Consider the following 21,360-nt stretch of genomic DNA (forward strand, 5'->3'; position numbering starts at 1 on the left):
GGTCGTATGATTTCGGCAGATTTTGGATCTTCGGCAATTAATTCACTTTTCTTTTTTCCATCTATAATGAAAGCTTCATTATATCCAGTCAATATTCCCCTATAAATATTGATATCCCAATCTCTCAATGGAGTTCCTACGGCTTCGATTTTATCTTTTATACTCTTCTCTATATTACTTAAAATTGCCCAACTTTCTGAAGAATTAAAACTAGTATTTTGAGTATTTTGATTAAAATAATCGCTCAAATTTTTTAACTCCTTTTCTTTTACAATACAAGCTAAAGTTTGTTGTCTATTTTTATCCCTTGAAAACATTAGAATATTAGTGTCAACAGTAGCTGTATCAAATATCTGGGTACCACCAAAATCTATAAGAATTTCTGGATTTGTTTTATCTACAAAAAATTTTCTGAGGCTTTCGCCATAAGCTGCACGCATCCACTTGTTAGAAGTGATAAATGTAAGAAGTCCTTTTTCTTTTAAGACATTATATCCTAGCTCATAAAATAAGCTGTAAATATCTCCCGTTCTGGCAAAAGTTTCATAACCTAATGTTTGTAATGCATCACTTGCAACTCCCATTTTCTGTAATTGAATGTATGGAGGATTCCCAATAATGACATCAAAACCTGTAAAGTTTCCATCATTATCCAGTACTTCTGGAAATTCAAAACGCCATTCAAAAGCATTGCGATAAATAACATTGTTTAGAATTTCTTCTTTTTGCTTTTTAGCTTGTTCAGCCTTCAGTTTGAGTTTTTTGAGTTTATCTTTCTCTGCTTTTTTTATAGTTTCTCCAAAAGCAATTAAGTTGTTTTGTCTTTGTTCTTCATTTTGGTATTCCCCTAATGCTTTAGAAACTTTTTCCTTTTCCTTATTGTCAAGACTGGATTTGAGATTGTTTTTGATGGTACTTATAATATCTTCAATTTCTCTTTTTTTAGTCTTTGAGTTAGTCGTCTTATAGTCTTTTACAGCTTGTTTGTAATCTTCGACAGAAAATGTAATTTCCTTACTTTTGAAAGCATTTTTTAAACTGTCATTCAGTGCAAACTTACTGATGAGTGAGTTTCCACATTTGATATTAATATCAATATTAGGAAGTGTCTGTAGTTCTCCCTCATCTGTATAATAAGCATTTTTAAGAAGCTCAATCCATAATCTCAATCTGCAAATATTTACTGAGTTAGGATTAATATCTACACCAAACAAACAGTTTTCAATAAGAGTTTCCTTTTCATGAAAAATTGCTTTTTGGATTTTTAAACTTTGTGGATCTTTGCGGTTATAACTAAATAATTCTCCATCAGCATCAGAAATATAAATTTCATCATTATCAATTTCTATTGTGCATGGTAGTTTTTTTCCATCGTCGTCTCCTAAAATTCCTAATTCGCTTTTAATGACAATCATTTCATTAAGAGCAGAAACCAGGAAATGCCCTGAGCCTACCGCAGGATCACAAATCCTGATAGAGTTAACTACTTCATTGAATTTCTTACGATCTTCTTTCTTGAAAAAAGTATTACAATAATCAATAACATCTTCAAATGTATCAACGGTTTGAATAATCTCTTCTTTAAATTTTTTAACAACAGATTTTCTTAGTGTTTCTCTACACATAAACATGGTAATAGTACCGGGAGTGTAGAAAGATCCATCTTTGTAACCATTAATTTTTTCAAAAATCAATCCCAGAACAGAAGCATTAATTAATGTTTTATTTTGTTGCTTATCATTAATTTCAACAGACGCATCCGCGGAAAAATCATAAGCATCTAAAAATTTAAATAGATATTCTAAAGTATTAAGCTTTCCTGTTTGTTTTTTTCCATTGGAATTTTTTAATACTGTAGATGAATAAACCTCCATTTCTTCATCCATCAGTGCTGTAATGTCAAAGGTGAGGTCTTCGAGTTCACTCTTTTCAAATAAGCTACTATTAAGGTAGGGGATATATTTAAACTTTTCTGCGTATCGTTGGTGGCGTTCTTTTACTGGTTTTGCTAATGCTGAGAAAAACATTTCATTGAGCGCATCAAAGCCAGGAATAAATTCTGAATTTAAAAATTTATATTCCGGAGAATCATTATTATAACTTCTCAATTGGGATTCCAGTAACTTTAAGAAAAGAATTCTGTTAACCCATGTCAGACAAAGTTCTAACCCAACGGTAAACGATTTTTCTTCACTATTAGGGATATTTTTAACCTTGATAAGATAATCTTTGTCTTCAAGTGTAAAAATTGTATTCTCTAATAAAGGGCCATAATCTGCCTCTTTAGTTTTTTTCCGTTGAATAATCTTCTTACCACTTTCTTTTACTTCTTCAAGCCCGATGATATGGAGAAGTTCATTATAAAAAGCTTTATTAAGCTGATTACTGTCATTACCAAAGCTTTTTCCAAGTAAATGAACATCAGAGAATAACTTGTAAATATTAATAAGCTCTTTATCTTTAAATTTTGAAACTTCTTTATTTCTAAAATCGAGATAAACAAAAGGAAGAGTATCTTCTACCTTTTCTATATATTTCTTTGCTATTTCATTATAGAAAAGTTCGTTCTTTATGGTGTCTTTAAGACCATCTCTAAATGCTTTGTATTCCTTAATTAACTCACTGTTTTTATAAAATAAGTTGTAGAAATCACTTGCATTGAAAAAGAACCACTCAAAACCATTTGTTATAATAAGGTGTTTAATATTGTTGTTCTTATAATCAACTCTTTCTCTAAGATAATACAACAGCATTTCCTGAAATGCCTTTTTATTAAGCTGTTTTTCGGTCGGAAATTCAGCTCTGTTACTTGGTTTTTTTGCTTCTATCAAAACTCCCACGTCAGAAGTTGCATCTTTACCCAAATAAATTGCCAGATCAATTCTTTCCTTTGTATTGATTTCATTTTCAGAATAGAAAGTAGATGAAAGGAATTTCGATATTGGAGATTTTAAATGTTCTTCACTTTCATTTCTACTATCTACTAAATTAATAGAATTGATACAGTCTTGAAGTTTAACTGAAAAATCGTCAATATCGGTTCTTAAAGGTTTGAATTTTTTATATGCAGGGTTTAATGCTTTCTGAGGTTCGAGTTTATTAATTTTCATGTATTATTTGTCTAATAAAAGAGGGGATTAATTTAGACAAAATTGTGATATAAAACAAACGGGAAACCTTTATATATCTATATTTTATAGTATTTAAATAAAACAAAACCTCTTAAATATTAATAAAAGAGTTTTTATTGCTTCATTTCTAAAACTATTCCAGCTGTTCTCCTGCAAATCTACCTTCTCAATCTCCACACCAGCAAATACACAAAGGAATTACATCCTATCTTCTCAGAAATAGAAGCCACTAAGAATAAAATGGTGTCTGTAATGGTATAGGGAGGTTTCATATTCTTGATAGTATCATATAATACTATCAAAGATAGGGATTTATATGAGAACCGGATAGATATTTTGAAAATAAACTAGTGATTGAAGTCTACAAATAATGACTTTTATTCTATCATTCTAATTCCCAAACTTCTTCACCCTGATCACCTTCTCCCTTACCTTAATCACAAAAGGTTCCAGTTTTACTATTTTCCCGGCTTCCACTTTGAAGGTATCTGTAGAGCGTTCGCAATAGGTGTTGGAAGGCAGAGAGTTTTTGTTCAGTTCAATCCTGTAATTTCCAGAGGGCAGGAAAGAGGCAAATTCCCCGTTGTCATCGGTGATGATGTGCTGTACTAACTGTTCGTTGCGGTAAATATTGAAGAGAACACCTCCGGTTTTGGGTGTGAAATCTACTGCAGTTTTGGAATCAAAATCATAGGTTACCTTTCCCTGGGTCGTTCCGTTTTGATGGAGAGGAATCTCAAAAGAGTAGTGGTGTTTGTCTACCGTAAATTCGGTTTCATCATAATACCAGCCTTGCTGGATTACCTGTTTCAGGGCATACTTTCCGTAAGGAATGGAGCGGTAACTGATAGAACCGGACGGGTCGGTTTTAAATGAAATATTGTTGAGCATAATCAGGTAGCCTGCCGCTTCTTTGTCGCCTTCATCATAGACATTATTTTCATTCAGGTCATAATAAACAAAGGCTTTGATATTGCCTTTTTTACCCGGATCCAGCGTGCTGTTTCTAAGATTGACGGTTACACCGGCTTCAACGGTCAACAGATTATTGGTGAAATTTCCTGCAGTATAGCTGAAGTAGGAAGAGTTCAGATACAGGGCATACTTTTCCCTTGAGTACTTCAGGTTCATAAAGCCGGAAGGTGATTTTCCATACAGAACATCATCCGTATAAGAAACACCTGAGGTGACATTCAGCTGACGGTTGAAGAAGTTTTTATTCACAAAAGCAGAAAGGGACAGCTTTTCGTAGGGAATGCTTTGGTTCATCATTTTTGAAAAAGCATATTCGGAAAGGAAATAACTTCCGTGCTGATAAATCCCGTTCACGGTAAGCCATTTGTAGCTGTAAGTTCCGCTTACTTTCATCTGGAACTGCTGTTTGTCGTTGTCCGGATAACGCACCAGTCCTGTTTCCATGCTCAGGATGGAAGTGTGCTGTTTATCAGGACTTAGCCAGGTAAGGTATTCCGTAAAACGCTGGGCCTTCAGCTGTTTCGTGTTTTCGTAGGGCTGTGCATTGAAGAAATTATTATAAGAGTTGGAGTTTTCTTCCTGATACTGATAGCCAAGTCCCATCCCGAAATTCCCTTTCTTAGGGAAGTTGATTCCTGTATCCAGTCTTACGTTGCTTGAATTCAGGGTGTTGTTGTAAAAGTAAAATTTAGGGGAAAAGTTGGAAACCATGATGTTGGCATATACATAATGGTCTTTGAAAATCATGGTAGAGAAATTCTGCTGGATCTGCAGGATTCCCCTTCGGTTTCCGGGATAATAATCTGTGCTGTAGAAATAATTTCCGTTCAGATTCACCTTTTTGATCATTCCCGAATACTGCGATTCCAAAGCTAAAGAAGGTTTGGAGGGCTGGTTATTTTCGTAGAAACTCAGTCCGCCATATAACTTGGTATTCGTTTTCCAGTCTTTGCCGAAGGCATACTGAAGGTCTGTTCCGGCTACATGATGTCTGGCTTTTTCGTAAGGATCATCCCTGAAAATATACGTTCCGGAGATATTACGGGAAGCATTTTGAGCCCCAAGAGTTCCTCTGGTGTAAAATCCATAGCCATACTTCAGAAAAGAATTTCTTTCGATGAGGCTGTACGTCTGGTCTACAAAACCAGCTTCAATTTTCTTGTTTTTATCCGGAGAAGTGTAGGCATATTCCAGTCCTCTTCCAAACATAGAGAGTTCCAGTAATTTATTGATATTTCCGATCGTGAATTCGCTGTTTTCCCTGTGATAGGTAAGATAGGTGTTGTTCACAATAGGATCGCTCTGATTCGTCATGGTATAGATATTCCCCCGGATGAAAATATATCCTGAAGGAAGATTAAAGCCTCCCGAACCTACTAATTGATACATATCCAGATTTTCTCCGGCATGTCTGTAGCTTGCAGTGATGGTGTTCCTGGTAAAATTGGAAAAAGCGGTGGATTCCATATCTTCATAACGCTGCACTGAAGAAACATTCTGGATAGAGACACTGGTATTACCGAATATTTCTCTGTCCGGCTCTCTGAAGCCTGCAATAGTAACGGAAATCTGAGGACTGCGGGATCTGATTCCGGAAGGCAGAAAACGGAAGACAAACACAGAGTCTTTCTGTACACCAATACTTCCTTTTTTTTCTATAAAAGCATTTCCCTGCTCAACTTCCGGAATTTTAAAGACGACTGTTACATTCTGCTTTCTGTTCCCAAGGTTGGAAACCCTTGCCCTTACTTCTACTGAATCGGTAGCCTTATTCACATAGATCAGAGGATTTTCCGCAGTGATGCGCATGGCATTGTTTTCAGTAACCGTGTGCAGTATTTCTTTTTCTGTAGTTGTTTTATTCTGAAGGTCCGAAAGACGGAAACCCAGACGGGATTCTCCCGAAACGGCATTATTGCTGACCAGTATTTTTACAGGTAAGAAAAGGTGTTCACCAGGTTTCATATCGACCTGAAGATTGTTTCCTGAAATATTCCTGAAACCTTGAGGAATGGTAATATTTATTTTTCCTTTGAAATCATTGGTGCTTTGATTGTCAAGGACGATGATCAGATCCAGTATCGCTGTTTTATCTGTTCTGGACTCATTCCGGATATCAAGACTTACTCCGGAGCTGCTTTGTGCCGGAATCCATATCTGAAGCGAAATCAAAAAAATGAAAAAGATTTTTTTGAACAGGTCTTGAAGCATGGTTATTGGGGGATAATCTCGTATTGAAGGGTGGTGGAATATTCTTCCGATTTGGCATTAATCAGCCTTTCATCATTGGCTTTGGTGGAATATCTGATATCGTAATATAGGCTTGAATTTCCTGTTGAGCCTCCTGTAGCAATAAGCTGCGGAGAAGCACTCAGTAGGATAGGATATACATTCCCATTGTTTCCAGAAACGGGGATGAGATTCATTTTTACGGTTCCTAAAGGAATGTAGTTTCCGGCCGGAGAGCTGAACTGCCCCTGAAGAGAACGTAATTTGATCTGATAATTGGTATTGCTTTTTACAATCAGTCCATTGGAATAAGTGACGCTTACTCCGTTTACATAATCCGACATGCTCTTGAATTCCAGTGAACCGTTGACCGCTTTTGCGGAAAATTGAAGTGACATTTCGGGTACATCGGTCGGAGTTCCGCTTAGCGTTCCGATGTGAATCTGAAAATTATGATCAGCTCTGCCAATAATATTGTTGTACTGATCATACGCAGTAAACTGTACCGGAGCGTTAAATCTGGTCCAGGAAGGGTAGCTTCCCAGATAAGATCCTCCCATAACGGTCAGACTGTATTTTACCTGCAGGTTGTAGTAGCCATTGGGCTGGGGCGGCTGATTATACAGCGCTGCATTGGATTGTGGAATTAAAAAGACTTCCTGGTTGGCCTGAAGAAAAGTATTTAACGGCATTCCGATCTGAGGAATGGTGGGCACAGGTCCCGGATAAGCCTGTCCTGAAGTGGAAACCGGCTGAAATGATATTTTGCCGGCAGGGATCGTATAGTTTCCGTCTGTAGAAGTGATAGGCTGTTTCAGCCTCATAGATATTTTCCAGTAAGGAATATTAAATGCACCGTTACCGGCCAGGGTAAAGGTATAAGCATCCGGATTGGTATTTCCGCTGTAAGAATTAATCTGTAAGTAGCTGTTCACCCATGAGTTGTAATTTACCTGTGAGAAACAGTGCAGAGAAAACAAAAGAAAGAACCAGAAGAATTTTTTACTATTCATAGCTGAAACTTAATTCTCCTAATTCCAGATTGTTGTTGTCTCCGTAATCAATCATTACAGAAGCGGTATACTTTCCTTTTTCAAGGCCTGCCGGAAGCGGGATATCCATTTCCCTTTTGTTTCCGGGCATGGTATAAAAGATAACAGGGTCCAGTGACACTTTTTTTCCGGTTTGGGTATTCACAAAGTCAGTGTATATTTTTCCGTCACCCCATACATCTCCCTGGTTGTCAAAAAAGAGGTTGACTGTATTGGTTGTTTTTCCGTATACCAGATTCTGGATTTCAAGTTTTTTAGTTTTGGCAGCAGGCATCTTGTGGAATAATTTGATTCCTGAACGGATGCTTACTTTGATGTTGGTGCCTTTATGGTCCACGTCATCTACCGGATTCATCTGGCTTACATACAGAACAGCCGTATGGGCAGCCAATTGGTCTGAAAGCGCATTAGGAACTGTAATGGTTACCTCAATATCTTTTTTTTCTCCCGGAGCCAGCGTGAAGTAATTATCTTCTTTTTTGACTGAAACCCAACTTGCGCAGGAAGAGGGAAGGGTATTGGCAGGATATGTTACATTCTCACCTTTGCCGTCATATTCCCAGTCTCCAAGGCTTATGGCAAGATCCAGAGAATTTTTGGCACTTACATTGGTTACCGTTATGGTCTGGGTATTGCTGTTTCCGTTCCCCGATTCAAAATACAGTCTTGGCGGTGAAACCGAAACTCCTGTTTGTGCATATCCATAAAAAGAGGATAGGAAAAGAAGACTGAAAAGGAGAAGAGAAAGTCTGCTCATGACGGAGATTAGTTTTTAAGTGTTGATAAAGTGTTGTGGTAGGTACAACACTTTATCATTACATAATGATAGCTATTATTGAGAAATAATGGTATACGTAAGTTGAGTAGTGTATACTGTAGGATCCTGTCCGGCAATATAATTGTTCAGGTAAGTGTTACCTCCGGCTCCTGTGTATTCAATGTTAATTTTTTTGTCTACCCCTCCGGCAGAAGAAGTTACCAAAGTTGCTTCGTTAGTTGATAACTGTACATTCTGAGCATATTGAGCACCGTTTACAGCGTCAGAACCTGCGCTTGCTTTAATCTGGATGCTGTTAGCCTGGATGTTTTTACCTCCATACTCTAATACATCGTTACCACCTTTTACTTTTACCTGGAATCCTCCTGTACTGTAAATGCTTAAGTGATCTGCGTTTACAGAAGTTACACCGTTTGCGTAGTCATCTTTAGTTACGTAGTCTAAGTTAACGATTTTCTGAGCGTTGTTAACGACAAGAGTCTGGATGGGCTTAAGTCTAACATTCAGTGTTACATTTTGTGCTTTTAATGTAGAGAATCCTACGATAGCGAAAGATGCTAAAATAAATTTTTTCATAAGGTTAAAGACGTTTTTTTGTATTAATTATTTTAAAATTGCGGATGCAAAGGTAAATACAAAGAACATCAGGATCTTTGTGAAAAAATACTTATTATTTGTGAATTTTTACAGAGAAATAAGCACACATGCATGAATTCTTTTTATGAATAATTACATAAAAAGTATCATTTAAATGCTGATAAAATCACCATAAAGTAAAAAAAATGCTTTATTGATATCAAACATTAATTTTACTTAATATAAAGGGAATGAATAAATTGCAAGATTGTTATTCAGTGCATAATTATTTTTTTAAGGCTTTGCTTGATTTTTTACTGAGAAATTAGAGTTAGTATTAAAAAATTTTGCTCATAGTTGGTGTTGGAGCTTAAATTTTTTATTGCATCTTCTAACTCATGATCGATAATATATCTCTTTTGCACCACTCCTTTGTGATGGCTGATAAGATGATATTCTTCAGATCTTTCTCTGTTGGTATCGGTATTACCGATTGTACCTAAATATTCATCATACTGTGCATTAAGCTGAAACCCTGACGGACTTGAGATCATTACAGACTGAACCTCCCGGAAGGAAGACTCATTCCCCTCATCCGAAAATCCTGTGCCCACAGCAAGCATCTGTACCGGATAAAGCCTTACATTAAGTCTTAAACCGTCTGCTGCCTGTGCAAAAGATTTTGTAAAAGCAAAATATAACAAAATGAATAAAATGTACTTTGCAAGCATATAACCTATATTTTTCCCCAAAAGGTTACTTATGTAAATATACAAATTATTTCATTTCGGAGGGATTTTTTCCCGTATGTTTTTTTATAAAATTGGTAAAATTTCCTTCATTGCTGAAACCCAGGTCATAAGATATCTCAGAGATTGTGGAGTTTGAGAAACTCAGGGCTTTTTTGCATTCGATAATGAGCTTTTCAATGATGATATGTTTGGCTGTTTTGCCAAGTACATACTCTGTCATCTCAGTGAGTTTCCTTGGTGAGATATTAAGTTCTTCTGCATAGTATGCTACTTTCTTTGCCTTTTTGTAGTCTCTTTGCAGCAGAACTTTGAAGCGGTTCACATAATACATATAGTCAAACTTGATATCCTTTTTGATTTCTTCAGTGGGAATATGTAAAAGGGCGTCCAGCATCAGTCTTTCTATGGCATTATGGGCAGCAGAGATATATAGGCTTTCATCTTTTTTCCGGAAAGTTTCCATACGTTCCAGGAATATCACTCTCATCTGTTCTACATCGAGGAAAGGGGCTATAAATATGTCGGAATTATAATTATAAAAAAGTTGGGAATTGATAAAAAGGCTGTCTTTGTTTGATCTTTCATAAAAACTGGATGAAAATGCAATGGAATAGACATCTGATCTTTTGGTTTCCCCAAAAACGATTTTCTTTTGCGGGCCTACGAAGGCAATATTTCCCCCTTTTAATGGGTATGGAACATTATTTATCGTTAACTGGATATCTTCCAGAATAATATAGATACAAAAATATTCTAAGGTATTGAATTCTCTTTTGTTGTTATTTCTATTGATAAGGTAATCTAAACGATTGATACTGAATCCTATATTTTTTAACTGATCCGTTATTTTGTACATACATTATTGGTCATTCTGTTCAATAAAAATTCTTGCAAATTTTTCATATAAATATAAAAAATTTACCAAATACTAAGTTTCAAAGAAAAAAATTAATTAAATCTGTGTGTAAAAATAGCCGGTGACCTCATGATCATCCGGTTATAGTTATTTTTTTTATTTTTAATTAAATGATATCCAGTATTGTAGCTGTTTTTATTTGAAAATTATGGGTTTATATCTGCTGGTACTGGTGTTACTTTGCACATCCATCTTCTTAACCTCCATACTGGCAAATACACAAAAATCACAGATAATATTCCCGCCAGTATTCCCACTACCACAGCCATTGCTGTTGCATCCAGTTTATAGTCTTTTGAGAAATTATACTGTCCTATAAAGAGGATGGATAATACCAGTAATCCTGTAATCAAACCATGTAAAATGCTTAGTTTGGTCATCAGTTTTTTGATATTCAACTGTTCGTCTACCGTAAACTCTATGGCTTCCTGGCTGGCGGCATCCGTTACTCTTTTGATGATATCAATGGTAAGAACTACCGGAAGGAAGACGGCCATCGGCAGGGTAAGACGAGCCAGGTTTTGAGTTCCCGAAAAGAAATGCGTGTAGCCCAATTCTTTGAAACTGGCATAGGCAATAATGAAATTAAAAAATACATTCGGAAGGACATAGTAAATTGTACGCCTCATGAGAAAGCGTTTGAGGGTGGTTTTCTTTATAGGTCTGGGTTTCGGAGGCTTTATTTTAAATTTCATAGAGAGAGGGTCAATAGCTCGATGGCTTTATCTTTGATCAGATGAGCTTCTTCTTTGGGAAGAAAGTTTTCATTGGACATGAAAGTGAAGTCCATCTGTTGGTTGTATGTACTGGTGACTAAAGTATTTGAATTCAGCCATGGGAAAGCTACGGTAGGACTAAAGACTGTTTCCAGACTGAAATTTTTGTAATCATTAGGAATATTTACCTTTCCCATATTGGATAAGGTGATATCATGTCCGCCTTCACTGGATTTCAGCATATTGATCATACGTCCCACAACAGGATGCATATGCTCACCCATCCACAGAAGTTCACGGGCTTCCATCTTGTTGATTTTCTCAGTAAGATCCTTTTTGATCTCTTTGGCATTGCTCATAACATCCTTGCTGTTTTTTTTCACAGACAGTTCTACTGTCGGAGCAAAAGCAAATAAATGATCTTCTTTAATCTCCGGAATAAAATGGCGCACATCTACAGGACTGATCACTTTGCCTTTGGCACGGTCTCCCTGAACTTCACGGAAGGCCTGCATCACCGAAGAACACAACAAAGCATGCACAGAAATTCCGTTAACTTTACATTTTTCAGTGATCAGTTTGGTGTCCTCTTGAGTCATTTTCCAGTGAATCGCATAATTTTTTCCCTGGTTTCTCTTTTTACTTTTTCTTTGGATGGAAAAGAATACTTTGGCAAACAGCAGGTAAAGGCTGGCTTTGTATTTTTTTATTCCAGTGTTAAAATCCGAAGGCAGGAAATCATCAACAGATTCAAAAGCAACATAAGGAATTAATGGAGCATATGGATTGTCCAGCAAGCTTAAGAGTTCACGAATTAAGGTTACTCCGGTTGTTCCGTCTGAAATACAGTGGGGGATGATCCAAAGAATTTCAGAAGTATCCTGTCCCTTTACCCATACTACTTCGGCCAATGGCTTTTTGGGTGTTTCAAAAAGTTTAAACCATCCTTTTTCAGATTCTTTAAACCAGTCCTCGTCTGTTTTACGCTCAACAATACGAAGTGGAATAGGTTCAATATCTCTTTGTCCCATAAAAAAAGGATAGTATCCTATGTTATGATCAATATTCGTTCTCAGAATAGGATGCTTCTGCTGGATTCTTACTAAAGCAGCTTTAAAATTTTGTTCGGGAATTTCTCCTTTGATTCTTGCCGTGTAAATACAGTTTAAGGGCGTTTCCGGATCTACATACATAATCCTTTCCACCATCATTAAAGGTCTTTTGATCATGATACTGCCATTTGTTTTAGTTGTGAATGAATGGTCTGTATTACCTCATCACGGACGGCTAATGCATCGGTGTAAGGTAAATATCCTTCGCTTCCCATGAATGAAAAATCCATTTCACCACGGTAGGTTGAGGTCACCATCGTAGTTGTATTTCCTAAAGGTCCTATTACTGTAGGGCTGAAAATAGTATCTACACTGAAAGCTTTATACTGATGAGGAATCTGAATACGTCCCAGATTGGAAAACATACAGTCATTGGATGATTTTCCGTTCTTTAAAAGCCTGGTGAAATTATTCAGCGCATCGTGCCCGGATTCCATCACCATCATCGTGATATAAGGATTCAGTTTTGAGGTCTTTTGTTCCACAGATTTCTGCATCGCACGAAGGTTATCTGAAAAACTCAGTTTTTCATCGGAAGAAACCACTATCATTAATCCAAAAGCAAAAATATGATCTTCTTTAATCTGCCTGGCGAAACGTCTGATATCTACCGGGCAGGAAACTTTATTGAAAGATTTTTCTCCTCTTACTTTTTTAAATGCCTGCAATACTGCTGCACTCAAAAATGTATTGACGGTTACTTTCTGAGATTTGCAGTAATCAATTAATTGTTTGCTCACCGTTTCATCCAGTTTCCAGTGGATCAGATAGTCATTCTGTCTTTCCACGGCTTTCCTACCTACGGGAATGCATTTGATGGCAGTAGCAGCCAGTCTTCCGATAAATCTGGCTTTCAGTTTCTGCCTGCGGCTGTTCAGAATACTGGCCGGAACTACATCTTCGATGCCTAAAATTGGTTTTTCTACCCCGATTTCAGCAGCAGGATTGTCCAGTACCTCCAGGAATTCATGTGAAAAAGCCATGGCAGAGCCACCATCGCATAAACAATGGTGGAACGTAAACAGCATATCAGAAACGTTTTCACCCTTGATCCAGATAAACCGGATCAGGGGCAATTTTTCGTAATTAAAGTTGGTGTTCCATTCTTTTCTGGATTCTTCCTGCCACTGATCTTCACTTTGTCTGGTGATGATTCTTACAGGGATAGAAACAGGTTTTTCAGGAACATTGAACCAGGGAATATTTTTTTCGTCATGACTGATCAATGCTCTCAGCCATGGATGTTTATTTTGGATTCGTGCCAGAGCCTGCTGGATTTCTTTTAATGTAAAAGAACCTCTCAGCCGGAACGCAATGACTACGTTGAAGGGTTCTGTTCCGTCTCCCAGCAACATACGCTCACCAAATAACAGTCTTCTTTTTATAGGTGGATTCATAGGCTACACAGAAGCTAATGTTGAATGTTCCTGTACAAAATTTTCTAACAGTTCTACCGCTTTATCGTTACCTCCTGCAAGAGTAAATGTATTTCTGACTTCCTGAGCGGCGGCTCTGTATTTAGGATTTTCCAATAATTCAAAAACGGTTTCACGAAGAGCATCTACGCGGAGTCTTTTGTATCGTATGCTGATTCCGCAGCCTGCCTGCTCAATCAGTTTTGCAATATGGAAATGATCGTAAGCGATTGGCGTGATCAACATTGGTAATCCGTTACGGAAAGTATCATTTACGGTATTGAAACCACCGTGGCATATCACCATATCCATTTGCTGCATCACCGCAGATTGAGGGACAAAGCTGTTCACAATAAAATTATCCGGCCATTGTTCAAAAATTTCCGGTGGAGTAGCGGCAATTACGGTAACCGGCTGGTCTTTAAATGCCGCGATGATTTTTTCAAAGAATGCTTTTCTGATATCTACCAGCAGTGTTCCCAATGATACAAATATCTTTGGAGTGGCAGAAGCATTCAGTTTATCCCAATCGAATGGAGCATCATTGGGACGGCCTTTTACCGGGCCTACAAATTTCATATGGGGCGGAACGGTTTCAAATCCGGCGAACGCCTGTGAAGTAAACACCATATTCAGTTTGTGAGAATGGATATAAATGCCTTCCTCATGAATGCCCACTTCTTTTTGAAGGTCTTTGATCAGGTTTTGCTGCCATTCCCAGATTTTAGGAGCACTTTTTTCTGTATCTCCCATGACATCCGGTGGAACTGGCGTTGTGGTTACACAAGGAATATGATGTTTGTGAGCGAAAAGAGCGCCTCCAAAAGTGATACAGTCGTTTACAATCACATCCGGCATCCAGCTTTCAGTAAGTCTCGTTAATCCTGGCATCATCATTTTAGCAAAAGGAACATAGGTTTCTTCCAGTGCCAGTTTCATGACTTCAGGTCCGGAACACGCGGGTCCGTCATCCTGTCTTTTTAAAATCCGGGCAATTTCCTCCTGGTATGGAATAAGATCTTCTTCAGGATAGAAATAGGATCCTCCTTCAGGAATATGCTTATTGTCTAAAGGGGTAATTCCGAACCATTTTACTTCGTGTCCACGGGCAATCAGACTTGCTCCCACACTTAAAGTAGGACTTACATGTCCGAAAAACGGAGGAACTACGAATAAAAATTTTGATGGTTTTTCAGGTTTTGAAGCTCTTGATAAAGCCTGTTCCAATAGGTTGGCTGCTGTAGCTGAACCTCCTGCTTCCACAAAAGACTGTCCAACTTTTTGGGCTGCTTCACGGTAGCCTGGATTATTTAATATCTGTTGTACAGCTTCTCTCAGGTGGTTGGCTTTAAATCGGTTAAAATTAAGACGTTCACCGGCTTCTGTACGCACCACACGTCCTGCAACGTGCGACTGGTCATACGCAATCGGGATCACAACCAAAGGAATTCCGTTGGATAATGTTTCAGAAACGGTATTATGACCGCCATGGCAAACTACGCCGTCAAGATGAGGCAGCAGATCCAGTTGCGGAACTTGTTGATACACCATAAAGTTATCCGGCCACTGTTCGAAAAGTTGTGGATCGGAGACTACTACAACAGTTAGATCTTCATCTTTAAAGGCATCAACGACCTTTTGGAAAAATGCTTTTTTATGATCATGATCGAAGGTTGTTCCGATACTTACTAAAATCTTTTTGTTGTCAGCACTTTTTAATCGGTCCCAATCAAACTCACATGAGATACGTCTTTCCGTAAGAACCGGACCTGTGAACTGGTATTGAGAAGGCAGATCATCCATTTCACCAAAGAAATAATTAGAGGTCAGAACAAGTGTCAGCAAGTCTGAAGTCGCCAGAGAACGTTCTTCATGGAAACCCAATTCTTTCTGTAAATCTAGGATCTGATTCACTTCCCATTCGTGTACTTTTGGAAGCTCATTCATGATTTTAATGGCGGCCGGAGCGGTAACAGAAGTGGCATAAGGAATACCAAGAGTTTTGGCTGCAACCGGGGCTGCGAATAACTGATGATCCCCGATAATCAAATCGGGTTGCTCTATTTTTAATAAAGAAACAATTCCATTATAGCAATGTCTGTTCAGCGGAATAAGCACCTCTTCGTACAGGAACTTAACGCTGTCTATACCGTACACTACTTTTTTTGAAATAATATCGAGATATTGTTCACTTTCTTTCTTTTCTTCGTCGGTCTGGTCGTATTGGATCAGTAATAATTTTCCTCCCTCGGGAAGTTTAGCCTCCAACGTTGGGTCAAGGCTGATCCAGGCTACTTCATGTCCTCTTTTCAGCAGCGTAGCACCGATGCTTAAGGTAGGGTTGACATGTCCTGTCAGAGGTGGAACTATAAATGCAAATTTAGCCATGGTTTTGTGTTAAAATTTTAGATAAAAATTGAGCGATCGTTTCCGCAATCAGATTCGGTTCCTGGATAGGAATGTTGTGATCGCCCGGAATTAATTCAAGTTCAGATCCGCTGATTTGAGACTGAAGCCATTCACCTGTAGGTCTGCAGTTGGAATCAGCGCCATAAAGCAACAGAGTGGGAGCTGTCAATTCATTGAAACAGGCTTCACCAAGGAAATGTTTTTCCTTAATCATATCTGCTTTAATGCTGGTCTGGTTAAACAGAAATTCATACATACGGTGGTTCTTCTCCATTTGTCTTTTGCCCATCTGTACTTTGGTGGTGTCTGTAAAGTTGGCTACATAGTGCTCAAGAAATTCTTTGCTGTATTCATCAATGATGTTACGGGCTTTTTCGTCCTGAGGATCCGGAGCTTCCATAACTACAAGCTGATTTACTCGGTCTGGATATTCTAATGCTGTTTTCAACGCAATAAGACCTCCGAAGCTGTATCCGACAAGGTGTACTTTTTCCAGTTGAAGGTGATCTATTAAACCTATTAAATCGGATGACATATTGTCAAGGTCGTACCCATCCGGAAAGCGTTCACTCATACCGTGGCTCTTCAGATCGTACATTACTACATGGAAATGCTTCGCCAGCACCGGTGCAATATTAAAATAATAGATGGACAGGTTGCTGAACATACCGTGGATGAGTACCACGGTTTGTCCGGCTCCTTTGTTGAGTTCCTGTATATGAACTTGTCTGTTATTGACAGTGATTATTGGCATTCGTAGATATAATTGATGATCATACTAAGGTCAAGATTAATCAGCTGGTCAAGATCCATAGAAGATAACCAACCTGTAAAGTCGATCTGATCGCCAAAATGCGCTTTGATCTTTTCAGAGAAAGAGACAATCTCGATGCTGTCCATTTCAAGATCTTTGGTGAATGAACTTTCAGGAGTAATATCCATCTCTTCTACAAATTCGGCCCCAATCACTTCAGTAATAAAACCTTTTAATAAAATAAAAAGTTCTTCGTGGTTCATTTTTAATGTTGCGTTTACAGTGTCCATCCGATAATATAATTTTTATGTTTAATAGTTTTGATTTCAATATTGTTGATCCACAGGTGATCGTCTTTTATCATTTCGACTTCGAAGGCTTTAGGATTTCCTTTCAGTCCTGTTCCCAGGAACTTTCCGTAAGCTTCCTTGGCTACCCAGAAACGGGTGGTCCATTCTGCCTGATCTCTGTCTTTTAATAAGGTTAATTCTTTGGCGGTAAATACCATGTCATAGAATCCTGAACTGCGTTCTTCCATCAGTTCCATATCGATTCCTACAGATTTTCCATATCTCGCGATTCCCACGGCTTCTTTTCCTTTGTGAGCTAAAGAAATATGAATGTCTTCTGTAAAATCGCTGATGAGGTAAGGTTTCCCCACTTCATCGGAACGGATTTCAAACGTGATCGGGAAGCAGGCAAGATTTTTTTCCTGACGAAGAAGGTTTCTTACAGCATCTTTCACCGCCACACGGCTTACCATCCAGTTTTTCTTCTTGTTGGGTAATAACTGCTGGTGATGCTGTTTTTCCGTTTGGTTGAAGTATCTTTTCAGGATAAAATCCCATGAAGCAACTCTGGTGTAGGCCTGATGAAAGAAGAAAACTTCAGGGGCAATCTCTTCCGAAAGGCGGTTGTGCAGTGGTGACATGGAAACATTCCATAAAGGAGCATCAATTTCCAGTCTTCTGTTTTGCCAGCCGGTAATGGCACACCATACTTTTCCGTCTCTTTTCAGGATGATATCTGCAATGGCAAATTCATCATTCAGTTCGGTCAGCATGCAGGTACATTCAAAAATACCTTCCTGATCATGCATATCTCCGAAGAATTCAATATCTCTGATTTTTACAGGAAATGCAATACGGTCTTTCACTAAAGTAAGCTGAAGCCAAAGTCCGAACAGCTGTCCTGCATTGTCCAGTAAAGAACCTTTGCCGTCGTTTCCTTTTATTTTTCCGATGATTCCTTTGTCTCCAACGGCTGAAACTTCAGTAATTCCCTGGTATTTTTCTCCATGAAACATGTGCATGTCATAGATTTCTTCAGGGGTTCTTTCGATAGGTAAAAGATTACCGATGGAAAGATTGACGTCAGGTGTTGGAACAGGAGCAGATTTTAAGACTACTTCTGCGTTCGCAAAGTTTTCAATATCGAGATAAGCGTGATTCGGTGAGCGCCATTCTCCTTTTACCGTTTTTTCAAATGGTTTGGCAACGTTCATCCATTGGAATACGCTTACGTTCATGATTTTATGAACCAGCGTTCCCGGAATTTCTGCTTCTGCAATTTCTGCCAACTGCTCAAAAATCATGGTCATCGGAATTACCGGTTCCATATCTGCTACATGAGCCCATCCTTTAGGCTGTCTCAATAAGCTGTGGTCGATCAGGTAAGGATGACTTTCTAAGGTTACGTACAAATCTTTTGAGAAGGTTGTGCTTCTTACGGGTTGTGGAGCTGCCTGAACTACAGGAGCAGGTCTTTGGATGGTAATTTCCGGACGGTTCTGGAATAAAGTCAGTACTTCTTCCTGCATACGGATCATATCTGCAACGTTTTCCTGAAATGCCTGTACCAGCGGATGACCGCTTTTTGTGGCGATAGCTGAAGCCGTTGCTGTATATTGTTTTGGCGTGTCAAAAGACTGAGCCAAAGCTTTCACTTCTTTAAAATTACGGATGATGGGAGAACCTAATTCCAGCTTAATGCCTTTTCCTGAAGGTCTTTTCGAATGATTTTGAATCTCCAGAAAATCAAGAGCAATTGTTTTTCCTTCTACAAATAAGGAAGCTACAACACGTTGTAGTTGTGCTAATGCAGAACGGGTAGGAACGCTGGAAGCAATGGTACTGAAAGCTTTTCCTTTTAAGGTATCATCAATAAATCCAATCAGACCGCCAGTTCCGACTTGAATGAAGACTCTTGCACCTTCTTCGTACAATTTATCGGTTAGTTCACGGAAACGGACAGGTTCTACCAAATGTTCTGCACTCAGTTTTCTGATCGCTGCCTGATCTGCAGGATAAGGTTCTAATGTTGTAGCAGACCACAATGGAATTTTTGTCTTCTGGAATTGTGCCTTTTCCATTCCTGCAAGGATCACATCCAGTTTATCAGCGATAAATGGAGAGTGGAATCCGGATTGGAACGGTAATACCTGATGGAAAATCTGATTGGCTTTTAACAAAGGAACCAATTCATCTAAAGCAGCATTACTTCCGCAAAGAATCACCTGGTTAGGGCAGTTGTCATTGGATACATAAAGGTTTGAAATTTCTACAATAAAAGGTTTTATCACCTCAATTCCGGCTCCTATGGCAATGAACTTGGAATCTTTTAATTCAAAAGTTTCAGGATTCAGTACATCAATTAAAGCTTTTACTGAGTTGGCTTCTGCCAGCTCAGATGAATATCCTGCCAGCCATTCTCCTAAACTGTGCCCGGCATTCATATCAGGGATAATTCCCAGTTTTTTCAGTGAATTATCAAGGATACTGCAGTTGTTGAAAATGTTTAAGGCATCGGTTAAAAGGCCTTCACCTTCCGTTTCGATAGGAGCTGTCAGTCCAAAATAACGGCTTACTGTTTCTACCTCACCTTTTGCCAGACCATCTAATCCAGGGAATACAAAGGCTACTTTACCTCCATCTTTTAATAATGGGGTAGAAGTGTACCAGATATCCTGTTTGTTTTTCCAGATGATATTTTTGGAAACAATTTTTATGGCTTTTTCTATTCTGGCAGGAGTTGGATCGAATATCGCAACTCTGAAATCTCCTTCGCCGATAGTTGTTTCATTATTTTGTAATGCAGATAGCAGTTCTTCATGAGTAGGTCTGGCCAAGATCAATACCTGATCTTTTTTAGGCATATCATACCCTTCCAAAACAACGTGTGCATTGATTCCTCCGAATCCGAAAGCATTCACCGCAGCTACTTTTGGTAGTCCTGTTTTTGACCAGTTTCTGGCTTCCTGTACCGGTTCAAACCTTGTATTCTGCATCTCCGAAGTCGGATTTTCGCAATATAAGGTTGGTGGTAAAGTATCGTGATGTAAGGCAAGACAGGTTTTAATTAATCCAGCAATTCCGGCAGCTGGCATCGCATGCCCGATATTGGACTTTACAGATCCGATACCCGCGGCTGGAGCTGATGCTTCTTTTCCGAAGAACTGAGCTAAAGTCTGAAGTTCAGTTTTATCTCCAAGGGGAGTTCCTGTGCCATGAGCCTCAAGATATCCCACTTTATTTTTATCTAAATCAGCATTGATCCATGCCTGTTCCAACGCCTTCAGCTGGCCTTTTACGGATGGGCTCATCACACTGGTTCCGGTACCATCACTGCTTACACCCACTCCTTTGATCACAGCATAGATTTTATCCTGATCCCGAACGGCGTCTTCCAGTCTTTTTAACACGACGAAACCACAACCTTCACCGATCAATAGGCCGTCAGCATCCACACTGAAGGGTTTGATCTGCTGTTGACGGGACATGGCTCCCAGCTGGGCAAAAATACTCCAGAAAGCAGCATTCTGTCCTGTGTGTACGCCTCCTGCGATCATGATATCAGAACGGCCTCTCTGAAGTTCCTGTACGGCATGATCTACAGCAATTAAGGCAGAGGCACAAGCGGCATCTACAGTGAATGCGGCTCCTCCTAAATTGAAGCGGTTGGCTACAAGAGAGGCAACAAGATTGGGTATTAATCCCATCGCAGTATCTGCTGCGAAACGTCCTTTACGCTGTTGAAAAGCATGTTTTACTTTTTCAATATCCGCAGAAGAAACTTGAGGCAGTAACTCTTGTAACAATGAAGAAATCTGTTCTCCTGTTCTTACAATTTCTATAGCTCGGGTCGCACCTGGACCTGTATAATTTCCTTTACCGATGATAATTCCCGCTTTTTCAAGAGAGGTATTCTTTTGGAATACGCCGGCATCTTCCAGGGCTTTCTGCACCAGATCAAGGGTAAGCAGATGATCAGGTTCCGTTCCTTCAACGGCTAATGGCAGAATACCAAAAGCGGTAGGATCGAATGTATACTCAGGGATAAATCCTCCACGCTGACAGTAAAAACGATCAACTGGACTGGTGGCATCACTGAAATGAACCGGATCTATCCGATCTGCCGGAGCCAGCTCGGTAGAATCGACTTTATTGACAATATTCTGCCAAAAAGTGTTGGCATCCTGTGCCCCGGGAAAGACACAGGATAGACCAATTACAGCAACATCTGTTTTTTTCATACTTCGTTTATACA

Annotated in this window: 14 protein-coding genes; all 14 read right to left on the reverse strand. The window is 38.8% G+C overall.

Annotated elements, in window-relative coordinates:
• Positions 1-3,110, reverse strand: a 3,110-nt coding sequence (locus ACODR7_RS01610) for a type IIG restriction enzyme/methyltransferase (protein WP_488836741.1), incomplete at its 3' end; no start/stop codon positions are given.
• 411 nt (positions 3,111-3,521) lie between these two features.
• Complete coding sequence (locus tag ACODR7_RS01615) at positions 3,522-6,278, reverse strand: COG1470 family protein (RefSeq protein WP_488836742.1); 2,757 nt, start codon at positions 6,276-6,278, stop codon at positions 3,522-3,524.
• Positions 6,279-6,319: 41 nt separating this feature from the next.
• The gene (locus ACODR7_RS01620) at positions 6,320-7,348 is read right to left on the reverse strand and encodes a hypothetical protein (RefSeq protein ID WP_488836744.1); all 1,029 of its coding nucleotides are present in this window, start codon (positions 7,346-7,348) and stop codon (positions 6,320-6,322) included.
• Complete coding sequence (locus tag ACODR7_RS01625) at positions 7,341-8,144, reverse strand: fimbrial biogenesis chaperone (RefSeq protein ID WP_488836746.1); 804 nt, start codon at positions 8,142-8,144, stop codon at positions 7,341-7,343. The genes ACODR7_RS01620 and ACODR7_RS01625 overlap by 8 nt, the downstream gene beginning before the upstream one ends.
• A gap of 75 nt (positions 8,145-8,219) precedes the next feature.
• The gene (locus ACODR7_RS01630) at positions 8,220-8,741 is read right to left on the reverse strand and encodes a hypothetical protein (protein WP_076595538.1); all 522 of its coding nucleotides are present in this window, start codon (positions 8,739-8,741) and stop codon (positions 8,220-8,222) included.
• Positions 8,742-9,055: 314 nt separating this feature from the next.
• Complete coding sequence (locus tag ACODR7_RS01635) at positions 9,056-9,472, reverse strand: hypothetical protein (RefSeq protein ID WP_076595539.1); 417 nt, start codon at positions 9,470-9,472, stop codon at positions 9,056-9,058.
• A gap of 46 nt (positions 9,473-9,518) precedes the next feature.
• Positions 9,519-10,349 carry a helix-turn-helix domain-containing protein gene (locus ACODR7_RS01640; RefSeq protein WP_488836748.1) on the reverse strand — a complete coding sequence of 277 codons (831 nt, stop codon included), beginning with the start codon at positions 10,347-10,349 and terminating at the stop codon, positions 9,519-9,521.
• A gap of 206 nt (positions 10,350-10,555) precedes the next feature.
• A complete protein-coding gene (locus ACODR7_RS01645) occupies positions 10,556-11,038 on the reverse strand; it encodes a hypothetical protein (RefSeq protein ID WP_488836750.1) in 483 nt (160 codons plus the stop codon).
• 62 nt (positions 11,039-11,100) lie between these two features.
• Positions 11,101-12,354, reverse strand: coding sequence for a phthiocerol/phthiodiolone dimycocerosyl transferase family protein (locus tag ACODR7_RS01650; protein WP_488836752.1), 1,254 nt, complete (start codon positions 12,352-12,354; stop codon positions 11,101-11,103).
• Positions 12,351-13,634 (reverse strand): condensation domain-containing protein, encoded by a 1,284-nt coding sequence (locus tag ACODR7_RS01655; protein WP_488836754.1) that lies wholly within the window; start codon positions 13,632-13,634, stop codon positions 12,351-12,353. Before ACODR7_RS01655 ends, ACODR7_RS01650 begins: the two co-directional genes overlap by 4 nt.
• Before the next feature lie 3 nt (positions 13,635-13,637).
• On the reverse strand, positions 13,638-16,040 hold the full coding sequence (locus ACODR7_RS01660) for a glycosyltransferase (protein ID WP_488836756.1): 2,403 nt from the start codon (positions 16,038-16,040) through the stop codon (positions 13,638-13,640).
• A complete protein-coding gene (locus ACODR7_RS01665; RefSeq protein WP_488836758.1) occupies positions 16,033-16,815 on the reverse strand; it encodes an alpha/beta fold hydrolase in 783 nt (260 codons plus the stop codon). The genes ACODR7_RS01660 and ACODR7_RS01665 overlap by 8 nt, the downstream gene beginning before the upstream one ends.
• On the reverse strand, positions 16,806-17,105 hold the full coding sequence (locus ACODR7_RS01670; protein ID WP_110366628.1) for an acyl carrier protein: 300 nt from the start codon (positions 17,103-17,105) through the stop codon (positions 16,806-16,808). The genes ACODR7_RS01665 and ACODR7_RS01670 overlap by 10 nt, the downstream gene beginning before the upstream one ends.
• A complete protein-coding gene (locus tag ACODR7_RS01675; protein WP_488836760.1) occupies positions 17,093-21,346 on the reverse strand; it encodes a beta-ketoacyl synthase N-terminal-like domain-containing protein in 4,254 nt (1,417 codons plus the stop codon). Before ACODR7_RS01675 ends, ACODR7_RS01670 begins: the two co-directional genes overlap by 13 nt.
• Between the last annotated feature and the right edge of the window lie 14 nt (positions 21,347-21,360).

The organism is Chryseobacterium sp. FG46 (assembly GCF_057809135.1).